We start from the raw sequence: 15,437 nt of genomic DNA, 5'->3' as shown, positions 1-15,437 counted from the left end.
TGGATGCGGGCCCACTGCCCGTCAGTCAAAACAGAAGTACGCGACACCCATCAAGCATCACTGCTAAGCCAGCCCAGATTTAGGAGACACGCCCTAGCCCTCCCGGGCAGAGGCTCCAAGGTTTCCCCGGGTCCGCTGTGCAGGCCAGGTTATTCCCAATGACGCGGGGAGCGAACAAACGGCCGCGGCCGCGACATCCCCGGCGGCCGCGCGTACCGTTGACTCATGGCTACCGTTGACATCACAGGTGAACAGTTCGCGTCAATTATCGAGGGCAATGACATTGTCCTGGTGGACTTCTGGGCAGAATGGTGCGGCCCCTGCAAGCAGTTTGGGCCCACGTACTCCACCGTCTCCGAGAAGCACCCGGACGTCCTCTTCACGAAGGTGGACACGGAAGCGGAGCAGCAGCTCGCCGCCGAGGCAGGCATTTCCTCAATCCCCACCCTGATGGCTTTCCGCGAGAAGGTGCTGGTGTTCTCACAGCCCGGAGCCCTGAACGCACAGCAGCTGGAACAGGTGGTTGACGCCGTCAAGGCGCTGGACATGGACGAGGTCCATGCCCATGTAGCCCGCCAGCGGGAGGAAGCCGCTGCCGCGGCCGGCCCCCAGGACGGTACGCAGATTCCGGAAGCGTAAACATCCCCCAGAACGTAGAAGCGGCGCCCTCCACGAGGAGGGCGCCGCTTCGCTTTAACCGCGTTTAGAAGAAGTTAGAGGCGTTCCAGCTTGACGGGCTCGGCCAGGAGCGCGCTCAGGGACTCGTTCAGGTCCTGCACCGCGATGCCGTTGGAGTGCTTGGCCAGGTCCTCCTCCGACGCCCACTGTTCGGTAAGGACCAGTTTTTCCTCCGTTGCTTCAGTAAGCTCGTAGCGGATGCAGCCCGGCTCGTTCACCACCTCGTCGATGGCGATTTCCAGAGCCAGCTTCACACGGTAAAACTCGCCGTCATTGGGAATGAACGTTGCCTGCAGGTCAATAGGTGAACTCATGGATTTCACAATACCGGCCCCTGCCCGCGTGCCCTTTACTGTTGACGCAGGCCCGCCGGACTGTTGCGCCACTAATCGATTCTCCTGCCGGTATCTGCCGTTCGTCCTGGCCGGATCAGTGCCGGCGGTGGTCCTGAATGGTCATCCTGGGTCCGAAGGTGGGTTTGCGGAAGCCGCTGCTCTGGATCATCCGCACCACGCGCTGGCGGTGCCCTTGCCACGGGGCGAGGAGGCGGAGCATGCCGGCGTCGTCCGTCCGCCGTCCCGTCAACGCGGCCCCTACATAGGCGGCGAGATGGTAGTCGCCCACCGAGATGGAGTCAGGGCAGCCGTGGGTGCGCTGCACCACCTCCGCCGCCGTCCAGATGCCGATGCCGGGTATGGTCTGCAACTTCGCCGCCGCTTCCAGCGCAGGCAGCGCTGCCAGCCGTTCAAGCGCGACGGCGGAGCGGAGCGCCCGCATCACGGTCGCCGAGCGCTGCGGCCCTACTCCGGCCCGGTGCCACTCCCAGCTCGGCACCTGCAGCCATTGGGTGGCGGTGGGTGCCAGCAGGAGCCCGGCAGGAGCCAGCGATCCGGCCGGGGGAGCGGGGGAGCCGTATCGGTGTATCAGGTACCGGTAGGCCCGGCGTGCCTCAATTACTGTCACTTTTTGTTCCAGGATGATCGGCACGAGCTGGTCCACCATCCGCCCGGTGGATGGGAGCCGCAGGGCCAGGCTGCGCCGCCGCGCTTCCCGCACCATGCGGGGAAGTGTGGCGTGGAACGACGGCTCGTCAAAGCCCTGCCAGTCGTCCTCTGCCCCCAGGAGCCGCGGGACAGACGCCAGGGCTGCGCCGGCGCCCGGACCCCAGGATTGCACGTCCACCCGGTGCTCCAACCCGGCGTTGCCCGCCCCGCTGAACCTTACGGTGGCCGGGCCCTCTTCCGTGGTGACGGCATTCCAGATAACGCTTCCCTGGACACTAAAGGATGGATCGCTGTTGCCGCGCAGGAGCGGGCCGAGAGTCCGCGCCAGGTCATAGGGGCCACCCGGATACCACCGGAGCGAGGAATCCGCCGCGGCCGCCAGCCGCGGGGGTGCCTCTGCGATTGTCATGCAGCTATCGTCCCACGACGGGGTGACAAAACACCCGCAGGGCTGGAACGGCGTCGGACGTTCCGGGCCCTTATCCAGCACGCATCCGGAGACTAGAATCCTGCCTGTGGTGCGGAAAACACTGCATCCGGAAGCTCGAAAAAACCAGGAGGAAACGATGGGTGGAGTCGTGCACTTCGAAATCCCCGCGGATGATCAGGAGCGGGCCAGAAGCTTCTACAAGGAGGCCCTCGGCTGGCGGATCGACCCCGTCCCGGGCATGGATTACAACATGGTGATCACCACGCCCATGGACGAGTCCACCGGACAACCCACGGAAGCGGGGGCGATCAACGGCGGCATGATGGCGCGGGAGGCTGACCTGTCCAGTCCCGTCGTTACCGTGGATGTGGAGGACATTGAGGCCACCTTGAAGACGGTGGAGTCTCTGGGCGGCGCGGTGGTAAGGCCGAAGGAAACTATCCCGGGCATGGGCTCCTTCGCATACTTTAAGGACACCGAAGGCAACGTCATGGGCCTTTGGGAAAACCTTCCCGCGGACCAGCAGGCGCAGGCTGCCGGGTAGGGGACAGGGCCTGTGGAAGCGGTAGCTTTGTACTCATGAAGTACGCCCAGTCCATCCTGGACCTCATCGGCAACACCCCGCTCATCCAGCTCAACCACGTTACTGAGGGCATCAAAGCCACAGTCCTGGTCAAGCTGGAGTACCTGAACCCCGGCGGATCCATCAAGGACCGCATCGCGGCCAAGATGATTGAAGACGCCGAGCGGGAGGGCAAGCTGCAGCCTGGCGGAACCATTGTTGAGCCCACGTCCGGCAACACCGGCGTGGGCTTGGCGCTGGTTGCACAGCAAAAAGGCTACAAGTGCATTTTTGTGGTGCCGGACAAGGTGGGCGAGGACAAGCGTGCCGTCCTGCAGGCCTACGGAGCCGAAGTGGTGGTGACACCCACTGCCGTCCCGCCGGACAGCCCGCAAAGCTACTACGGTGTCTCGGACCGGCTGGTCCGGGAGACACCTGGCGCGTACAAGCCGGACCAGTTCTCCAACCCCGCCGCCCCCGGCAGCCACTACCAGACCACCGGGCCGGAGATCTGGCGGGATACGGACGGCCTGGTCACCCACTGCGTTATCGGCGCCGGTACCGGCGGAACCATCACCGGTGCGGGCCGCTACCTCAAGGAGGTCTCGGCTGACCGGCCGGAGTCCGACGGCGGGCTGGTCCGGATCATCGGTGCCGACCCCGAGGGTTCGGTCTACTCCGGCGGCACCGGACGCCCCTACTTCGTTGAAGGTGTGGGGGAGGACATGTGGCCGGCGAACTATGACAAGTCCATCCCGGACCAGGTCATCGCCGTCTCCGACGCCGACTCGTTCGCCATGACGCGCCGGCTTGCCCGCGAGGAAGGCCTGCTGGTGGGCGGATCCTCAGGCATGGCTGTGGTGGCCGCGCTGCAGGCGGCACGGGACCTGCCGGAGTCCGCCGTCGTCGTCGTCATCCTTCCCGACTCAGGCCGCGGCTACCTGGCGAAAATCTTCAACGACCAGTGGATGCGTTCCTACGGCTTCCTGTCCGGCGGTGAGGAGACGTCCGTGGGCGAGGTCATCAGTTCCAAGAACGGCGAACTGCCGGACCTGGTACACATCCACCCCAACGAGTCCGTCCGCGATGTCATCAACGTCATGAACGAGTTCGGGGTCAGCCACATCCCGGTGCTGTCGCAGGAACCGCCGGTGGTGATGGGCGAGGTCCTGGGCGCGGTGGACGAACGCACCCTGACCGCCAAGCTCTTCCGCGGCGAAGCCAGGCTGACGGACAAGATCTCCGAGCACATGGGCCCCAAACTGCCTGTCATCGGTTCACTCGAAACCATCTCGGCCGCCCGCGAGCTGCTCTCGGACGTGGACACCGTCATGGTCACGTTCGTCGGTGCGCCGGTGGGCATCCTCACCCGCCACGACCTCCTGGCCTACCTCAGCAACTGACCTGCTTCCCCCAACAAAAGGAGCATCATGTCCGCCTCCCAGAACCAAGGTTTTAATACCCGCGCTGTGCATGCGGGGCAGGATTTCGAGCCGCGCACCGGCGCGGTGGTGCCTCCCGTGCATTTCGCCACCACCTATGCGCAGGACGGCATCGGGGGACTCCGGGACGGGTATGAGTACGGCCGCGGGGGCAACCCCACCCGCGACGCCCTGCAGGAGCAGCTGGCCGCGCTGGAACTGGGCACCCACGCCTACAGCTTCGGCTCGGGCCTCGCGGCGGAAGACGGGCTGATCCGCGCCTTGACCCGGCCGGGCGATCACATTGTGCTCGGCAACGATGCCTACGGCGGAACCTACCGGCTCATCAGCCGTGTGCTGGGTCCCTGGGGAATCGGCAACACCCCGGTGGATATGGCGAACCTGGACACCGTGCGGCAGGCTGTCGCCGCCAATAACACCCGGCTCCTGTGGGTGGAGACACCGTCCAACCCGCTGATGAAGATCACCGACATCGCCGCGCTCGCCGGGATCGCGCACGACGCCGGGGCCCTCCTGGTCGTCGACAACACCTTTGCATCCCCCTACCTGCAGACCCCGCTCGCCCTGGGTGCCGACGTCGTCGTTCACTCCACCACCAAGTACATCGGCGGGCACTCCGACGTGGTGGGCGGCGCCGTGGTGGTCAAGGATGCCGAACTGGCCGAGAAGATCGGCTTCGTCCAGTTCGCCGTCGGGGCAGTTTCCGGCCCCATGGATGCTTTCCTCACCACCCGCGGCCTGAAGACTCTGGGCGTGCGGATGGACCGGCACAGCCTGAACGGACAGGCGGTGGCCGAATGGCTGCTGGAACGGCCTGAAGTGGAAGCCGTCCTGTATCCGGGCTTGCCCGGCCACCCTGGGCACGAGCTGGCGAAGAAACAGATGCGGCAGTTCGGCGGCATGGTGTCCGTACAGTTCAAGGGCGGCGAGGCGGCCGCGCGCAAGGTGGCTGAATCCACCAAAGTGTTCATGCTCGCGGAGTCCTTGGGCGGCATTGAATCGCTGATGAACTACCCGTCCGAAATGACCCATGCCTCGGTCAAGGGCACCGAACTGGCGGTTCCGGTCAACCTGCTCCGCCTGTCCTGCGGGATTGAGGACGTGGAGGACCTGATCGCGGACCTGGAACAGGCCTTCACCTCACTTCCATAGGGGTCTTCGGCGGGATGCTGGCTATCTTCAAGAAAGCCCGCTACGGTTTTGCCATGGCACTTCGATCCGACTGGTCCGGGCAAAACTGCAGCATCGCCCGCGGCGTTGACATCCTGGGCGACCCCTGGGCCATCCTTGTCCTCCGGGAGCTTTTCTTCGGCAACGGCCGCTTCGACGCCATCAGGTCGCGGCTGAAGGTGGCGGACTCTGTGCTCACCAAGCGCCTGGCAGGCCTGACCGCGACAGGGCTGCTGGCGAAAAGGCCGTACGACGACGGCGGGCGCACACGCCAGGAATACGTCCTCACCCCGATGGGCGAGGACGCCCTCCCGGTCCTGAATGCGCTGACGCTCTGGGCAGAAAAGCATCTGGCCGCACCCTCGGACAAGGCCCACCTCTTTGTCATTCACTCAACCTGCGGCAAAAGGACCGGCTCAGCCGATACCTGCACCGAATGCGGTGAGCGGCTGACGGCGGCCAGCACGAGCTGGCACAGCCAGGCGAGGTCGGAACGTCCCATCGCGCTTTCCACCGCTGCACCCCGGAAAGGAGCCGCGGCGTGAGCACTGTCCCCGATGAAGCAGCAGTGCCCGATGAACAGGAAGCGCCCGCAGCCCGGCCGGAGGGGTGGCCCGGGCGCCGCTTCCATCCCGCGTGGATTGTTGCCGCCGTCGCCTTCCTCGCCCTGGTGGGTGCCGCCGGCTTCCGCGCCGCGCCCGGTGTCCTCATGGTGCCGCTCCAGCAGGAGTTTGGCTGGTCCACCACCGTTCTGTCCGGGGCGGTCAGCATCAACCTGGTTCTCTTCGGACTCACGGCACCCTTTGCCGCTGCGCTGATGGAACGCTTCGGCATCCGGAAAGTCACGGCAACGGCACTGGTGCTGATCGGTCTGGGAAGCGCCCTCACCGTGCTGGTGAACCAGTCCTGGCAGATCCTGCTGACCTGGGGCCTGCTAATCGGGCTCGGCACCGGCTCCATGGCACTGGTCTTCGCCGCCACAATCGCCAACACCTGGTTCGTCAAAAGCCGCGGGCTGGTGATCGGCATCCTCACCGCAGGCAGCGCTGCGGGACAGCTGGTCTTCCTGCCGTTCATCGCCATGCTGGCCCAGGACCCGGGCTGGCGGCAGGCGTCGCTGCTGATCGCCGCCGGCGCCCTGGCGGTGGTCCCGCTGGTGCTGAAGTTCCTCAAAAACTCACCGGCCGACGCCGGCGTGCTGCCGTACGGGGCCGCTCCGCCCGCCGCCGGGGCCTCCGCGCAAGCGCCGGCACCGGCAGACAGGACCCGCGACAACGCCGCGGTCAGGGCGCTGCAGGTGCTTCAACGTGCCAGCAAGGTCCGGACCTTTTGGGCGCTCGTGGCAGGGTTCGCAATCTGCGGCGCCACCACCAACGGCCTGATCGGCACCCACTTTATCCCCTCCGCACACGACCACGGCATGGCGGAAACCACCGCCGCCGGCCTGCTCGCCGTCGTCGGGGTCTTCGATATTGTGGGCACTATCGCCTCCGGCTGGCTGACGGACCGGTACAACCCGCGGATCCTGCTTGCCGTGTACTACCAGTTCCGCGGGATCGGCCTGCTGGTGCTTCCCCTGCTCCTGAGCGCCGAAGTCCAGCCCAGCATGATCGTTTTTGTGGTGATCTACGGCCTTGACTGGGTGGCCACCGTTCCGCCCACCGCCGCCATCTGCCGCGAAACCTTCGGCGCGGACGGCAGCGTTGTGTTCGGCTGGGTGTTCGCCGCGCACCAGCTTGGAGCGGCCGCGGCAGCACTGGGGGCCGGAGCCATCAGGGACGCCACCGGCCAATACACCTACGCCTGGTTCGGCGCGGCGGCCATGTGCACCATCGCGGCAGTCATCAGCGCCACCATCCGCAAACACCCGGCGTCCCGGGAAGCTGAGCCGGTTCCAGCCCCGTAGCGCCCTCCGCCGCTAGGCTGGGCGGATGGAGCCTCCCGCAACAACGCGCAAAACCGCACTCATAACCGGGGCAGGACGGCTGGCCTCCATCGGCGCCGGCATCGCGCGGCAGCTTGCCGCGGAGGGCTGGGACCTGGTGCTGGCTTACTGGCAGGACTACGACGCCCGGATGCCCTGGGGGAGCGAGCCGGACGACGTCGTCCGTTTGACCGCCGAACTGGAAGCCATCGGCGCGCGCGTGCACCTGCTGCCCGTGAACCTGGAGGACCCGGCGGCGCCGGAACGGCTGCTGTCCGAAGCGGTACGGCTGGCCGGTCCGCTGCAGGGCATGGTCCTGAGCCACGCCGAATCGGTGGACTCGGGCATCCTGGACACCAGCCTGGAGTCCTTCGAGCGCCACTTTGCCGTAAACACCAGGGCCAGCTGGCAGCTGATCGCCGGGTTCGCGCGGCAGGCAACAGCCGACGGCGGCGCGATCGTGGCGTTGACCAGCGACCACACGGCGTTCAACCTGCCGTACGGTGCATCCAAGGGGGCGCTGGACCGGATCGTGATTGCGGCTGCCCGCGAGCTGGGACCGATGGGCATCTCGGCGAACGTCCTGAATCCGGGCCCGGTGGACACGGGCTGGATGGACGACGGAATCAGGGAAGCCGTCCTGGCCCGCCAGCCGACCGGACGCCTGGGAACCCCTGCCGACGTCGCCGGCACTGTCGCGTTCCTGCTCTCCCCGGCGGGCCGCTGGGTCTCGGGACAGCTCATCAAGTCCGACGGCGGCTTCTCGGCGTGAATCCTGTTCCGCCCGGCCCGCCTTCCCCCGCACCACCCAACTAGCTCGCAGTTGTTGTCGTTTTGAGCGCCCAAAACGACATTTACTGCCAGTTAGTTGGGGAGGGGAGTGGTGGTTTCTCCGGTGCGCGCCTTACCGGTGAAATAGCCGCGGGTTGCGGGGAGGAAGCGGCAGACAATCGCGAGCACCACGCCCAGTGCCAGCAGCACCACGCCGCTGACGAAGGCACCGCCGACGCCGAAGATCTGGGTGTCGCCGTACGCCGGGTCCCACATTTGGACCGCAGAGATGAAGAACGCAGCGGTCAGCAGCAGCGCCCCCACCAGCGGCAGGATGCCCCGGAACCACAGGTTCCGTGCGGACCCGCGCAGCGTGTTCCGGAAGTACCAGAAGCAGGCGTAACCGGTGAGGGCGTAGTAAAAGGCGATGAACAGGCTGATGGCGCTGATGGAGTCGGAGAGCAGGTTTTCGCTCAGGAAGCTCATGGCCACGTAGTAGGCGATGGCCGCGGCCCCCATGACCTGCGTGGAGAAACCGGGAGTCTGGTTCTTGGGGTGCACTTGGCCGAACTTGGCAGGCAAAGCACCGTGAACGCCCATGGACAGGGTGCCCCGCGCAGTGGGCAGGATGGTGGTCTGCGTGGAGGACAGCACCGAAGCCAGGACCGCGACGACGATCAGCCAGCCCCAGGGTCCGAGCACCACGTCCTTCATGGCCAGGAAGACGTCGTCCTGGTTCGCCTCGTTGCCCAAACCGATGCCGTCGCTGCCAACGGTGGCGTACATCATCACCAGGAGCGCAACGGACACGTAGATGGCTACCAGGACGAAGGCGGAGATCACCGCGCCGCGGCCCGGGGTGGTGGACGGATTTTCCGTCTCCTCGTTAACCGCCAGGCAGGTGTCCCAGCCCCAGTAGATAAACAGTGCCAGCAGGGCGCCGTGCACCACCGCGCCCGGATCGGCGAACGCGCCCACCGGGTTAAACCATTCAAAGTCGAATGTCTGGATAGTGGTGTCCCCGGCCGAGGACCCGGCCACAATACCCACTACAACGGCCAGTGCGAAGATGCCCAGCGCAACGTACTGCACGTAGGTCAGGACCCGCTGGACGTGCTCGCCCAGCCGGATGCCCCGGTAGTTCACCAACGTCATGACCGCAATGAACAGCACGCCCGTGGCGGTGACCAGCGCCGTGTTCTCAGCCAGCGCGCCGTCACCTACCAGGAGCCACAGATACTGGCCCGCCACCTGGGCGAGGTTGGCCAGGACCACGATGCCTGCGAGCGCAACGCCCCAACCCCCCAGCCAGCCTGCCCAGGGTCCGAAGGCCCGCCGTGACCAGGTAAAGGTGGTGCCGCAGTCCGGGATGGCGCTGTTGAGCTCCCGGAAGGCGTACGCAATGAACAGGACGGGGATGAAGCCGAGCAGCAGGATCAGGGGAGTGTAGTTGCCGTTTACGGCGACAATAAGCCCCAAGGTGGCGGCCAGCGAATATACCGGCGCCGTTGAAGCCAGCCCCAGCATGACGGAGTCGCCAAGGTCCAAAATGCCGGCGCGGAGTCCCTTGGGCGGTACAGAAGCGCCGGGCCCGCTGCCGGGTGCCCCCGCCGTCGTAATTTCTGTGCTCATGGTGTCACCGGGCTCATAGTGCAATACCTGCTTTGCTTGAATCGGTCAGGGCGGGGGGCGGGGCCGCGGCGTCAATGGTGTTGGGCACAAACCTGCAGAAGTAATCGGTGATGGGGCCGTCAGATTCCCGGATACCGCAGCCCACGGACTCGCCGTCCACCACCCAGAGGCCAAGAACGGGGTGGTTGCCCTCGAAGTCCGGCAGGGGATGATACTGCTGGTAGCACCAGCCTTCGCGGCCGTACCCGCCGGGCTGTTCGAGACTGATGCCCTGAGCGTGGATCTTGATGTTGTCGCCTTCGCGGCCGTGCAGGGGCTTGGCCACCCATTCCTTCAGCGGTCCCGGTTCGTTCAGGTACGCGGGCAGCAGGTTGGGATGGTCCGGGAACAGGTGCCACAGCGCTGCAAGCAGCGCCTTGTTGGAGAGCAGCATTTTCCACGCCGGTTCAACCCAGCGGGGGTTGTGGGCGCGTTCCAGCAGTCTGGGCCCGAACGGTTCCTTCATCATCAGCTCCCACGGATACAGCTTGAAGATGGTGCTGATCATGAAGTTGTCCAGGTCCACGAACCGGTTTAAGTTGGGGTCCCAGCCGATGTCGGACATGTTGATGCCGATAGTCGTCCAGCCGGCCTGGCTGGCCACATCCCGCATGTAGGCCGCGGTCATCCAGTCCTCACCGGATTCCTCCACCTCCGAGTGCGCTACGTGGAGAGTGCTCATGCCGGTACGGAACTGCATCTTTTTCCACTGCCGGATCAGTGCTTCATGGATGCCGTTCCACTGGTCCGTTTCCGGAAAGACGTCCTGCAGCCAGAACCACTGGGCCACTGCCGCCTCGATTAGGCCGGTGGGGGTGTCTGCGTTGTACTCAAGCATCTTCGCCGGTCCGCCCTGGCCGTCGTAGATGAAGTCGAACCGGCCGTAAACATCAAAATCACCGGCCTGCAATGATGCAGCAGCCAGTTCCAGGGCCTGCGGACCGATACCAATGTCCCCCATGGCGCCGGTGGCCAGGAACCGCGCAGCCTCCAAGCACATTTTGTGCATGTCCTCGGCCGTTGCCTCGAGGGTCTCCACCTCGTCCATGGTGAATTCGTAGTAAGCGGCCTCGTTCCAGTACTCGATCCTGCGGCCGTCCGGCATGGTGGTGGTGGAGAAGACCAGGCCCTGTTCTTCAATCTTCCGTTTCCATCCGGGCCTGGGCTCGCTCAGCAACCTTTTCACGCTCAGCCCCCCGAGACTTTGCTGCCGCCGCCGCTGGTGCCGCTCTTTGCGGTGGTGCCGAATCCGCCACGGCTGACGGTACCGCCCTTGGTGCTGTAGCCGGTGGATGCCTTGGCGCCGCTGGGCACAGTCCGGGTGTAGTTCGGCGCCATGGACCGGTTTTGCCCGATGGCAGGCACGAAGGCGCCGCGTGAAAAGAAGTACCAGGCATAGATGCCGCCGCCACGCCCAGCGGAGCTGTTGCAGTTGGTGTCTTCCACGCGCTCGCCGGTTTCATCGTTGAAACAGACCTGGGCGTACTCCGGATCGTCCTGGTTGCTGGCCACGACGGCGGTGAGGGTGCCCGCGAGCAGCGCGGTGACACCGAGACCTACGACGACGGTCCGCCGTTGGGAGCGCTTCTTCCGTGTTGCCGCCTCTGCCTGCTTCTCCCGGTCCCGGGCAAAAGGATCCACCGGAGTGACTGGTTCATTGAGGAGTTCCGGGCGCAGTTCCGGTTTGGGTACCTGCCACGGAGGAGGCTTGGGGCTGTCCGAGGCGGGGCTGCCGTCCGGTGCGGCACCGGAACCGCGGGCCGGGCCTGGCTGCTGGCCGTCGCCTTGGGCTGGATTGTGCTTCGGATCCTTATTCGGGTCCATGGCGTCCCCCTCAGTTGTCCACATGAATTGGGCACAGCGCTGCACCCCCAATTGCAATCCTCAAATCAGCGTAGTCCCTGCAGCCCACCGCTGCGAGCAGGCGCGGGAGAACTCCCCACGGCGGGAAAGCCAAGCCGGGGCGGTAAGGGATCCCTACACTGGTGCCATGGAAACTGCCGCTGTGCTCGCCGTCTGCCGTGTCCACCAGCTCCTGCCGGATGTCTCGAATGTGGGCGTGACCGCCATCGACAAGCGCGCGGTGGAGGGCCCGGTGAAGGTGCACAAGCTGGGCCTGCAGGGGGATATCCAGGCGAACCGCGTCCATCACGGCGGGCCGGACCAGGCTCTTTATGCCTATTCCCAGGCCGACGCCGACTACTGGGCGCGTGAGCTCCAGCGGGACCTTCCGCCGGGAATCTTCGGGGAGAACCTGCGCGTTGCAGGGATCGAGGCAACCGGGGCCGTGATCGGCGAACGGTGGAAAATCGGCCTCGACGTGGAAGTGGAGGTGACTTCCCCGCGGACACCCTGCGCTACCTTCCAGCGCCGGCTGGCCGAGCCGCAATTCGCCAAACGGTTCACCGCTGAGGGCCGGGTGGGCGCGTACCTGCGTGTGCTGCGGGTGGGCACCATCCGGGCAGGGGACCAAATTCACCGGCTCTACGTCCCCGGGCACGGGGTCACCGTGCGCCAGTGGTTCCGGGAACCGGACCTGGAGTCCATGGAAGCGCTCCGTGACGCCGAGGCCGGCGGCGACATCCGCCTTCAGCAGCCTGAGTTCAGGCGGAAGTTCGCCCAGCTGGAGCGGCAGCTGGGCCGGTAGCTGTCCCGCCGCGCGGCTGGGGAGCAGGCGGTGTGCGCAAGCTCACCGCCGCCGTCGTGCCCTTAATTACCGCTGGGGCTGGCGGTGCCCTACACTTGAAATATCCCCCACTCCGGAAATCCCTTATTCCTGCCCAATTTTTGAGGCAGGACTGGCAAGTGTTGGGGCCCGCTAATGTGAAGCGGGCATTTTCATAGGGAGAGCCGGCTAAAGAAAACGCTGTACAGACTGCTGGGATAGCAGCCAAGAGATGCAGCGGGAAGTCCTGCCACGGGATTGCGAAAGCGCCGGACTTCTGTGACCGGCCGGTCAATGTACGCCCGGCACCCACGGCACACGTACTGCGGCTCCGCTCACCTCGGGTAGCGCCGCCTGGCCCCCTATGGATGAGGAACATTCTCCTATGCCCGAAAATCAAAACGACGACGCCACCTTCGAAGCGGCATCACCCGAAACCGCCGCCGTCGAATTCACCGAGGCCGCTGTTCCCGCAGCAGAGCCCGCCCCCGCAGCTTCCGTCGAAGCGCCTGCCGCCCCCGCAGCTTCCGGGGAAGCGCCTGCCGCCGCCGCAGCTTCCGTCGAAGCGCCTGCCGCCGCCGCAGCCGGCCCTGAGGACGAGGAAGACGCCGTAAAGTTCGCCGACCTCGGCATCGACGGCCGTGTCCTCGCAGCACTGCAGGACGTCGGCTACGAAAAGCCTTCGCCCATCCAGGCAGCAACCATCCCGCTGCTGCTGGAAGGCCGCGACGTGGTTGGCCTGGCACAGACCGGCACCGGTAAGACTGCAGCTTTCGCAGTGCCGGCACTGTCCCGCCTGGCCGAGCTCCACGACCTCAACGGCCCGTCCCGCAAGACCCAGGCACTGGTTCTGGCCCCCACCCGTGAGCTCGCGCTTCAGGTGGCGGAAGCCTTCACCTCCTACGCCAAGCACATCGACGACTTCACCGTCCTGCCCGTGTACGGCGGTTCCGCTTACGGACCGCAGCTCGCCGGCCTGCGCCGCGGCGCACAGGTTGTTGTTGGTACCCCGGGCCGCGTGATTGACCACATCGCCAAGGGTTCCCTGGATCTTTCCGAACTTCAGTACCTGGTGCTGGACGAGGCCGACGAGATGCTGCGCATGGGCTTCGCCGAGGACGTGGAGCAGATCTTCCAGCAGACCCCGTCGGACCGCCAGGTAGCGCTGTTCTCGGCCACCATGCCGAGCCAGATCCGCCGCATGTCCAAGCAGTACCTGAACAACCCGGCTGAGATCTCCGTCAAGTCCAAGACCACCACCGGCGCCAACACCCGCCAGCGCTACCTGCAGGTCATGGGCCCGCACAAGCTCGATGCGATGACCCGCATCCTCGAGGTCGAAGAGTTCGACGGCGTCATCGCCTTCGTGCGCACCAAGATGGCTACCGAGGACCTGGCTGACAAGCTGAAGGCCCGCGGCTTCCAGGCAGCAGCGATCAACGGCGACATCCCGCAGCAGCAGCGTGAGCGCACTGTGGACGCGCTGAAGGAAGGCCGCATCGACATCCTCGTTGCTACCGACGTTGCCGCCCGCGGGCTCGACGTCGAGCGGATCAGCCACGTGATCAACTACGACATCCCGCACGACACCGAGTCCTACGTGCACCGCATTGGCCGCACCGGCCGTGCAGGCCGTTCCGGTGACGCCATTCTGTTTATGACGCCGCGCGAGAAGTACCTGCTGCGCTCCATCGAGAAGGCCACCCGCCAGCCGGTGGAGCAGATGCACCTGCCCACGGCCGAGACCGTGAACACGCTGCGCCTGGGCAAGTTCGCCGAGAAAATCACCGAGACCCTCGCCTCCGAGGATGTCGCCGCCTTCCGCGACCTCATTGCCTCCTACGAGGAAGAGCACAACGTACCGGCTGCGGAAATCGCTGCTGCCCTTGCCGTCATGGCGCAGGGCGGCCAGCCGCTGCTGGTGAAGGAACTGCCGGCGGCTCCCGAGTTCCAGAAGCGCGAACGGGCCAAGGACGGCTTCGGCTCACGTGGACCGACCCGCACGCTTACTGAAGGCAATGCCACCTACCGGATCGCCGTGGGACGCCGCCAGCGTGTCATGCCCGGTTCGATCGTGGGCGCCATCGCCAACGAAGGCGGCATCTCCTCGGCCCAGATCGGCGGCATCGACATCCGCTCGGACCACTCCCTCGTGGAGCTTCCGGCGGACCTGAGCCCAGAGCAGCTGCGTGCCCTGTCCCGCACCCGGATCGGCGGCGAGCTGATCCACCTTGAGCTGGACAACGGTCGCAAGCCCTCTGGCGAACGTGGCGCGTACCAGGGGAACCGCGGCGGTGACCGTGGCGGCAACTTCAAGGGCAACGGCGGGTTCAAGAAGGAATTCCGCAAGAACGACGGCGAACGTTCCTCCGCTGACCGCGGCGGCCGTTCGTACTCCGAGCGTTCCTTCGGGGCTGACAGCGGTTCCAGCCGCGGCCAGGCCAGCGACTCCCGCTTCGGCGGCCACGGCGACGGCTCCCGCAAGCCCCGCCACGGCAACGAGGGCGGTCAGCGCGACTTCAACCGCAAGGGCAAGTGGTAACCCGTCAGGTAGTCTGACGCGTTCTCCTGGTGGGCCGGCTTTCGAGCCGGCTCACCGGCGTTTAACCAGCCCGTTAGCGGACAGGTACCAGGCCTTCCGGTCAGCTCAGGTCGTAGCGCCCGTCCGAAACCTATGGGACGGTGTGTGCCTGAACACATTGATGCCTTCCACCGGGTCCAAAACCCCCGTGGCAGTCGGGGCCGCACTCGGCTCGAATAACAGAAACCCCAGTGATGGCGCGGAAAACAGGCCTGCCCAGGCGTGAAAAGCGGCTGCGGAGCAGCTGCCAAACCGCTGCAGGCGCCGATTTGTTGGGAGGAAAATCTTCCGGTAGAGTATTTACTCGTTGCCCCCCTAGCTCAGTGGTAGAGCGCGTTCTTGGTAAGAACGAGGTCACCGGATCGATTCCGGTGGGGGGCTCTGAATGAGGGCCTGTGTCAAGGCGGTTTTGACCGGCTTGACACAGGTTTTTCTCATTCGTGGCGGTGTAGCTCAGTTGGTTAGAGCGCACGACTCATAATCGTGAGGTCGGGAGATCGAGCCTCCCCACCGCTACAGGACAAGCCCCCGGATCCACT

At 65.7% G+C, this 15,437-nt stretch carries 14 protein-coding genes and 2 tRNA genes; 11 read left to right on the top strand and 5 right to left on the bottom strand.

The window, feature by feature from the left end; translation table 11 throughout:
• The first annotated feature begins 225 nt into the window (after window positions 1–225).
• Window positions 226–639: a thioredoxin family protein gene (locus tag AC5RTE_RS14240; protein WP_494042017.1), complete on the top strand. Its 414-nt coding sequence runs from the start codon at window positions 226–228 to the stop codon at window positions 637–639.
• A gap of 74 nt (window positions 640–713) precedes the next feature.
• On the opposite strand, the gene AC5RTE_RS14235 is transcribed toward AC5RTE_RS14240, so the two are convergent.
• Both AC5RTE_RS14235 and AC5RTE_RS14230 read right to left on the bottom strand, forming a co-directional pair.
• Window positions 714–992 (bottom strand): putative quinol monooxygenase, encoded by a 279-nt coding sequence (locus AC5RTE_RS14235; RefSeq protein ID WP_163161755.1) that lies wholly within the window; start codon window positions 990–992, stop codon window positions 714–716.
• A gap of 115 nt (window positions 993–1,107) precedes the next feature.
• On the bottom strand, window positions 1,108–2,091 hold the full coding sequence (locus AC5RTE_RS14230) for a DNA-3-methyladenine glycosylase family protein (RefSeq protein WP_494042016.1): 984 nt from the start codon (window positions 2,089–2,091) through the stop codon (window positions 1,108–1,110).
• A 157-nt stretch (window positions 2,092–2,248) separates the two neighbouring features.
• Here AC5RTE_RS14230 and AC5RTE_RS14225 point away from each other — a divergent pair, with 157 nt between their 5' ends.
• Genes AC5RTE_RS14225 through AC5RTE_RS14200 form a run of 6 tightly spaced genes read left to right on the top strand, consistent with a single transcriptional unit; the run spans window position 2,249 to window position 7,982 of the window.
• Window positions 2,249–2,656 (top strand): VOC family protein, encoded by a 408-nt coding sequence (locus tag AC5RTE_RS14225; RefSeq protein WP_494042015.1) that lies wholly within the window; start codon window positions 2,249–2,251, stop codon window positions 2,654–2,656.
• A gap of 35 nt (window positions 2,657–2,691) precedes the next feature.
• A complete protein-coding gene (locus AC5RTE_RS14220; protein ID WP_494042014.1) occupies window positions 2,692–4,077 on the top strand; it encodes a cystathionine beta-synthase in 1,386 nt (461 codons plus the stop codon).
• A 27-nt stretch (window positions 4,078–4,104) separates the two neighbouring features.
• Entirely contained in the window at window positions 4,105–5,268 is a 1,164-nt protein-coding gene (locus AC5RTE_RS14215) for a cystathionine gamma-synthase (RefSeq protein WP_494042013.1), read from the top strand.
• A 53-nt stretch (window positions 5,269–5,321) separates the two neighbouring features.
• On the top strand, window positions 5,322–5,831 hold the full coding sequence (locus AC5RTE_RS14210; protein WP_494042012.1) for a winged helix-turn-helix transcriptional regulator: 510 nt from the start codon (window positions 5,322–5,324) through the stop codon (window positions 5,829–5,831).
• On the top strand, window positions 5,828–7,192 hold the full coding sequence (locus tag AC5RTE_RS14205) for an MFS transporter (RefSeq protein ID WP_494042011.1): 1,365 nt from the start codon (window positions 5,828–5,830) through the stop codon (window positions 7,190–7,192). Before AC5RTE_RS14210 ends, AC5RTE_RS14205 begins: the two co-directional genes overlap by 4 nt.
• Window positions 7,193–7,217: 25 nt before the next feature.
• Complete coding sequence (locus tag AC5RTE_RS14200; protein ID WP_494042010.1) at window positions 7,218–7,982, top strand: SDR family oxidoreductase; 765 nt, start codon at window positions 7,218–7,220, stop codon at window positions 7,980–7,982.
• A 92-nt stretch (window positions 7,983–8,074) separates the two neighbouring features.
• On the opposite strand, the gene AC5RTE_RS14195 is transcribed toward AC5RTE_RS14200, so the two are convergent.
• From AC5RTE_RS14195 to AC5RTE_RS14185, 3 genes are read right to left on the bottom strand one after another with little or no spacing between them, the layout of a single operon-like run.
• Window positions 8,075–9,613, bottom strand: a complete 1,539-nt coding sequence (locus AC5RTE_RS14195) for an APC family permease (RefSeq protein ID WP_494042009.1) — start codon at window positions 9,611–9,613, stop codon at window positions 8,075–8,077.
• A 13-nt stretch (window positions 9,614–9,626) separates the two neighbouring features.
• Window positions 9,627–10,838, bottom strand: a complete 1,212-nt coding sequence (locus tag AC5RTE_RS14190) for a glutathionylspermidine synthase family protein (protein WP_494042008.1) — start codon at window positions 10,836–10,838, stop codon at window positions 9,627–9,629.
• A 2-nt stretch (window positions 10,839–10,840) separates the two neighbouring features.
• Window positions 10,841–11,476 carry a Tat pathway signal protein gene (locus AC5RTE_RS14185; RefSeq protein WP_494042007.1) on the bottom strand — a complete coding sequence of 212 codons (636 nt, stop codon included), beginning with the start codon at window positions 11,474–11,476 and terminating at the stop codon, window positions 10,841–10,843.
• 166 nt (window positions 11,477–11,642) lie between these two features.
• Here AC5RTE_RS14185 and AC5RTE_RS14180 point away from each other — a divergent pair, with 166 nt between their 5' ends.
• From AC5RTE_RS14180 to AC5RTE_RS14165, 4 genes are all read left to right on the top strand, one after another.
• Window positions 11,643–12,299 (top strand): MOSC domain-containing protein, encoded by a 657-nt coding sequence (locus tag AC5RTE_RS14180; protein ID WP_494042006.1) that lies wholly within the window; start codon window positions 11,643–11,645, stop codon window positions 12,297–12,299.
• A 403-nt stretch (window positions 12,300–12,702) separates the two neighbouring features.
• Window positions 12,703–14,859, top strand: a complete 2,157-nt coding sequence (locus tag AC5RTE_RS14175; protein WP_494042005.1) for a DEAD/DEAH box helicase — start codon at window positions 12,703–12,705, stop codon at window positions 14,857–14,859.
• Between the two features lie 348 nt (window positions 14,860–15,207).
• A tRNA-Thr gene (locus AC5RTE_RS14170) sits at window positions 15,208–15,279 on the top strand.
• A gap of 61 nt (window positions 15,280–15,340) precedes the next feature.
• Window positions 15,341–15,414, top strand: a tRNA-Met gene (locus tag AC5RTE_RS14165).
• Window positions 15,415–15,437: the final 23 nt, after the last annotated feature.

It is taken from the genome of Arthrobacter sp. K41, from assembly GCF_059089645.1.
The sequence above is the reverse complement of the archived record's forward strand: the minus strand, read 5'-3'. Positions and strand labels throughout refer to the sequence as shown.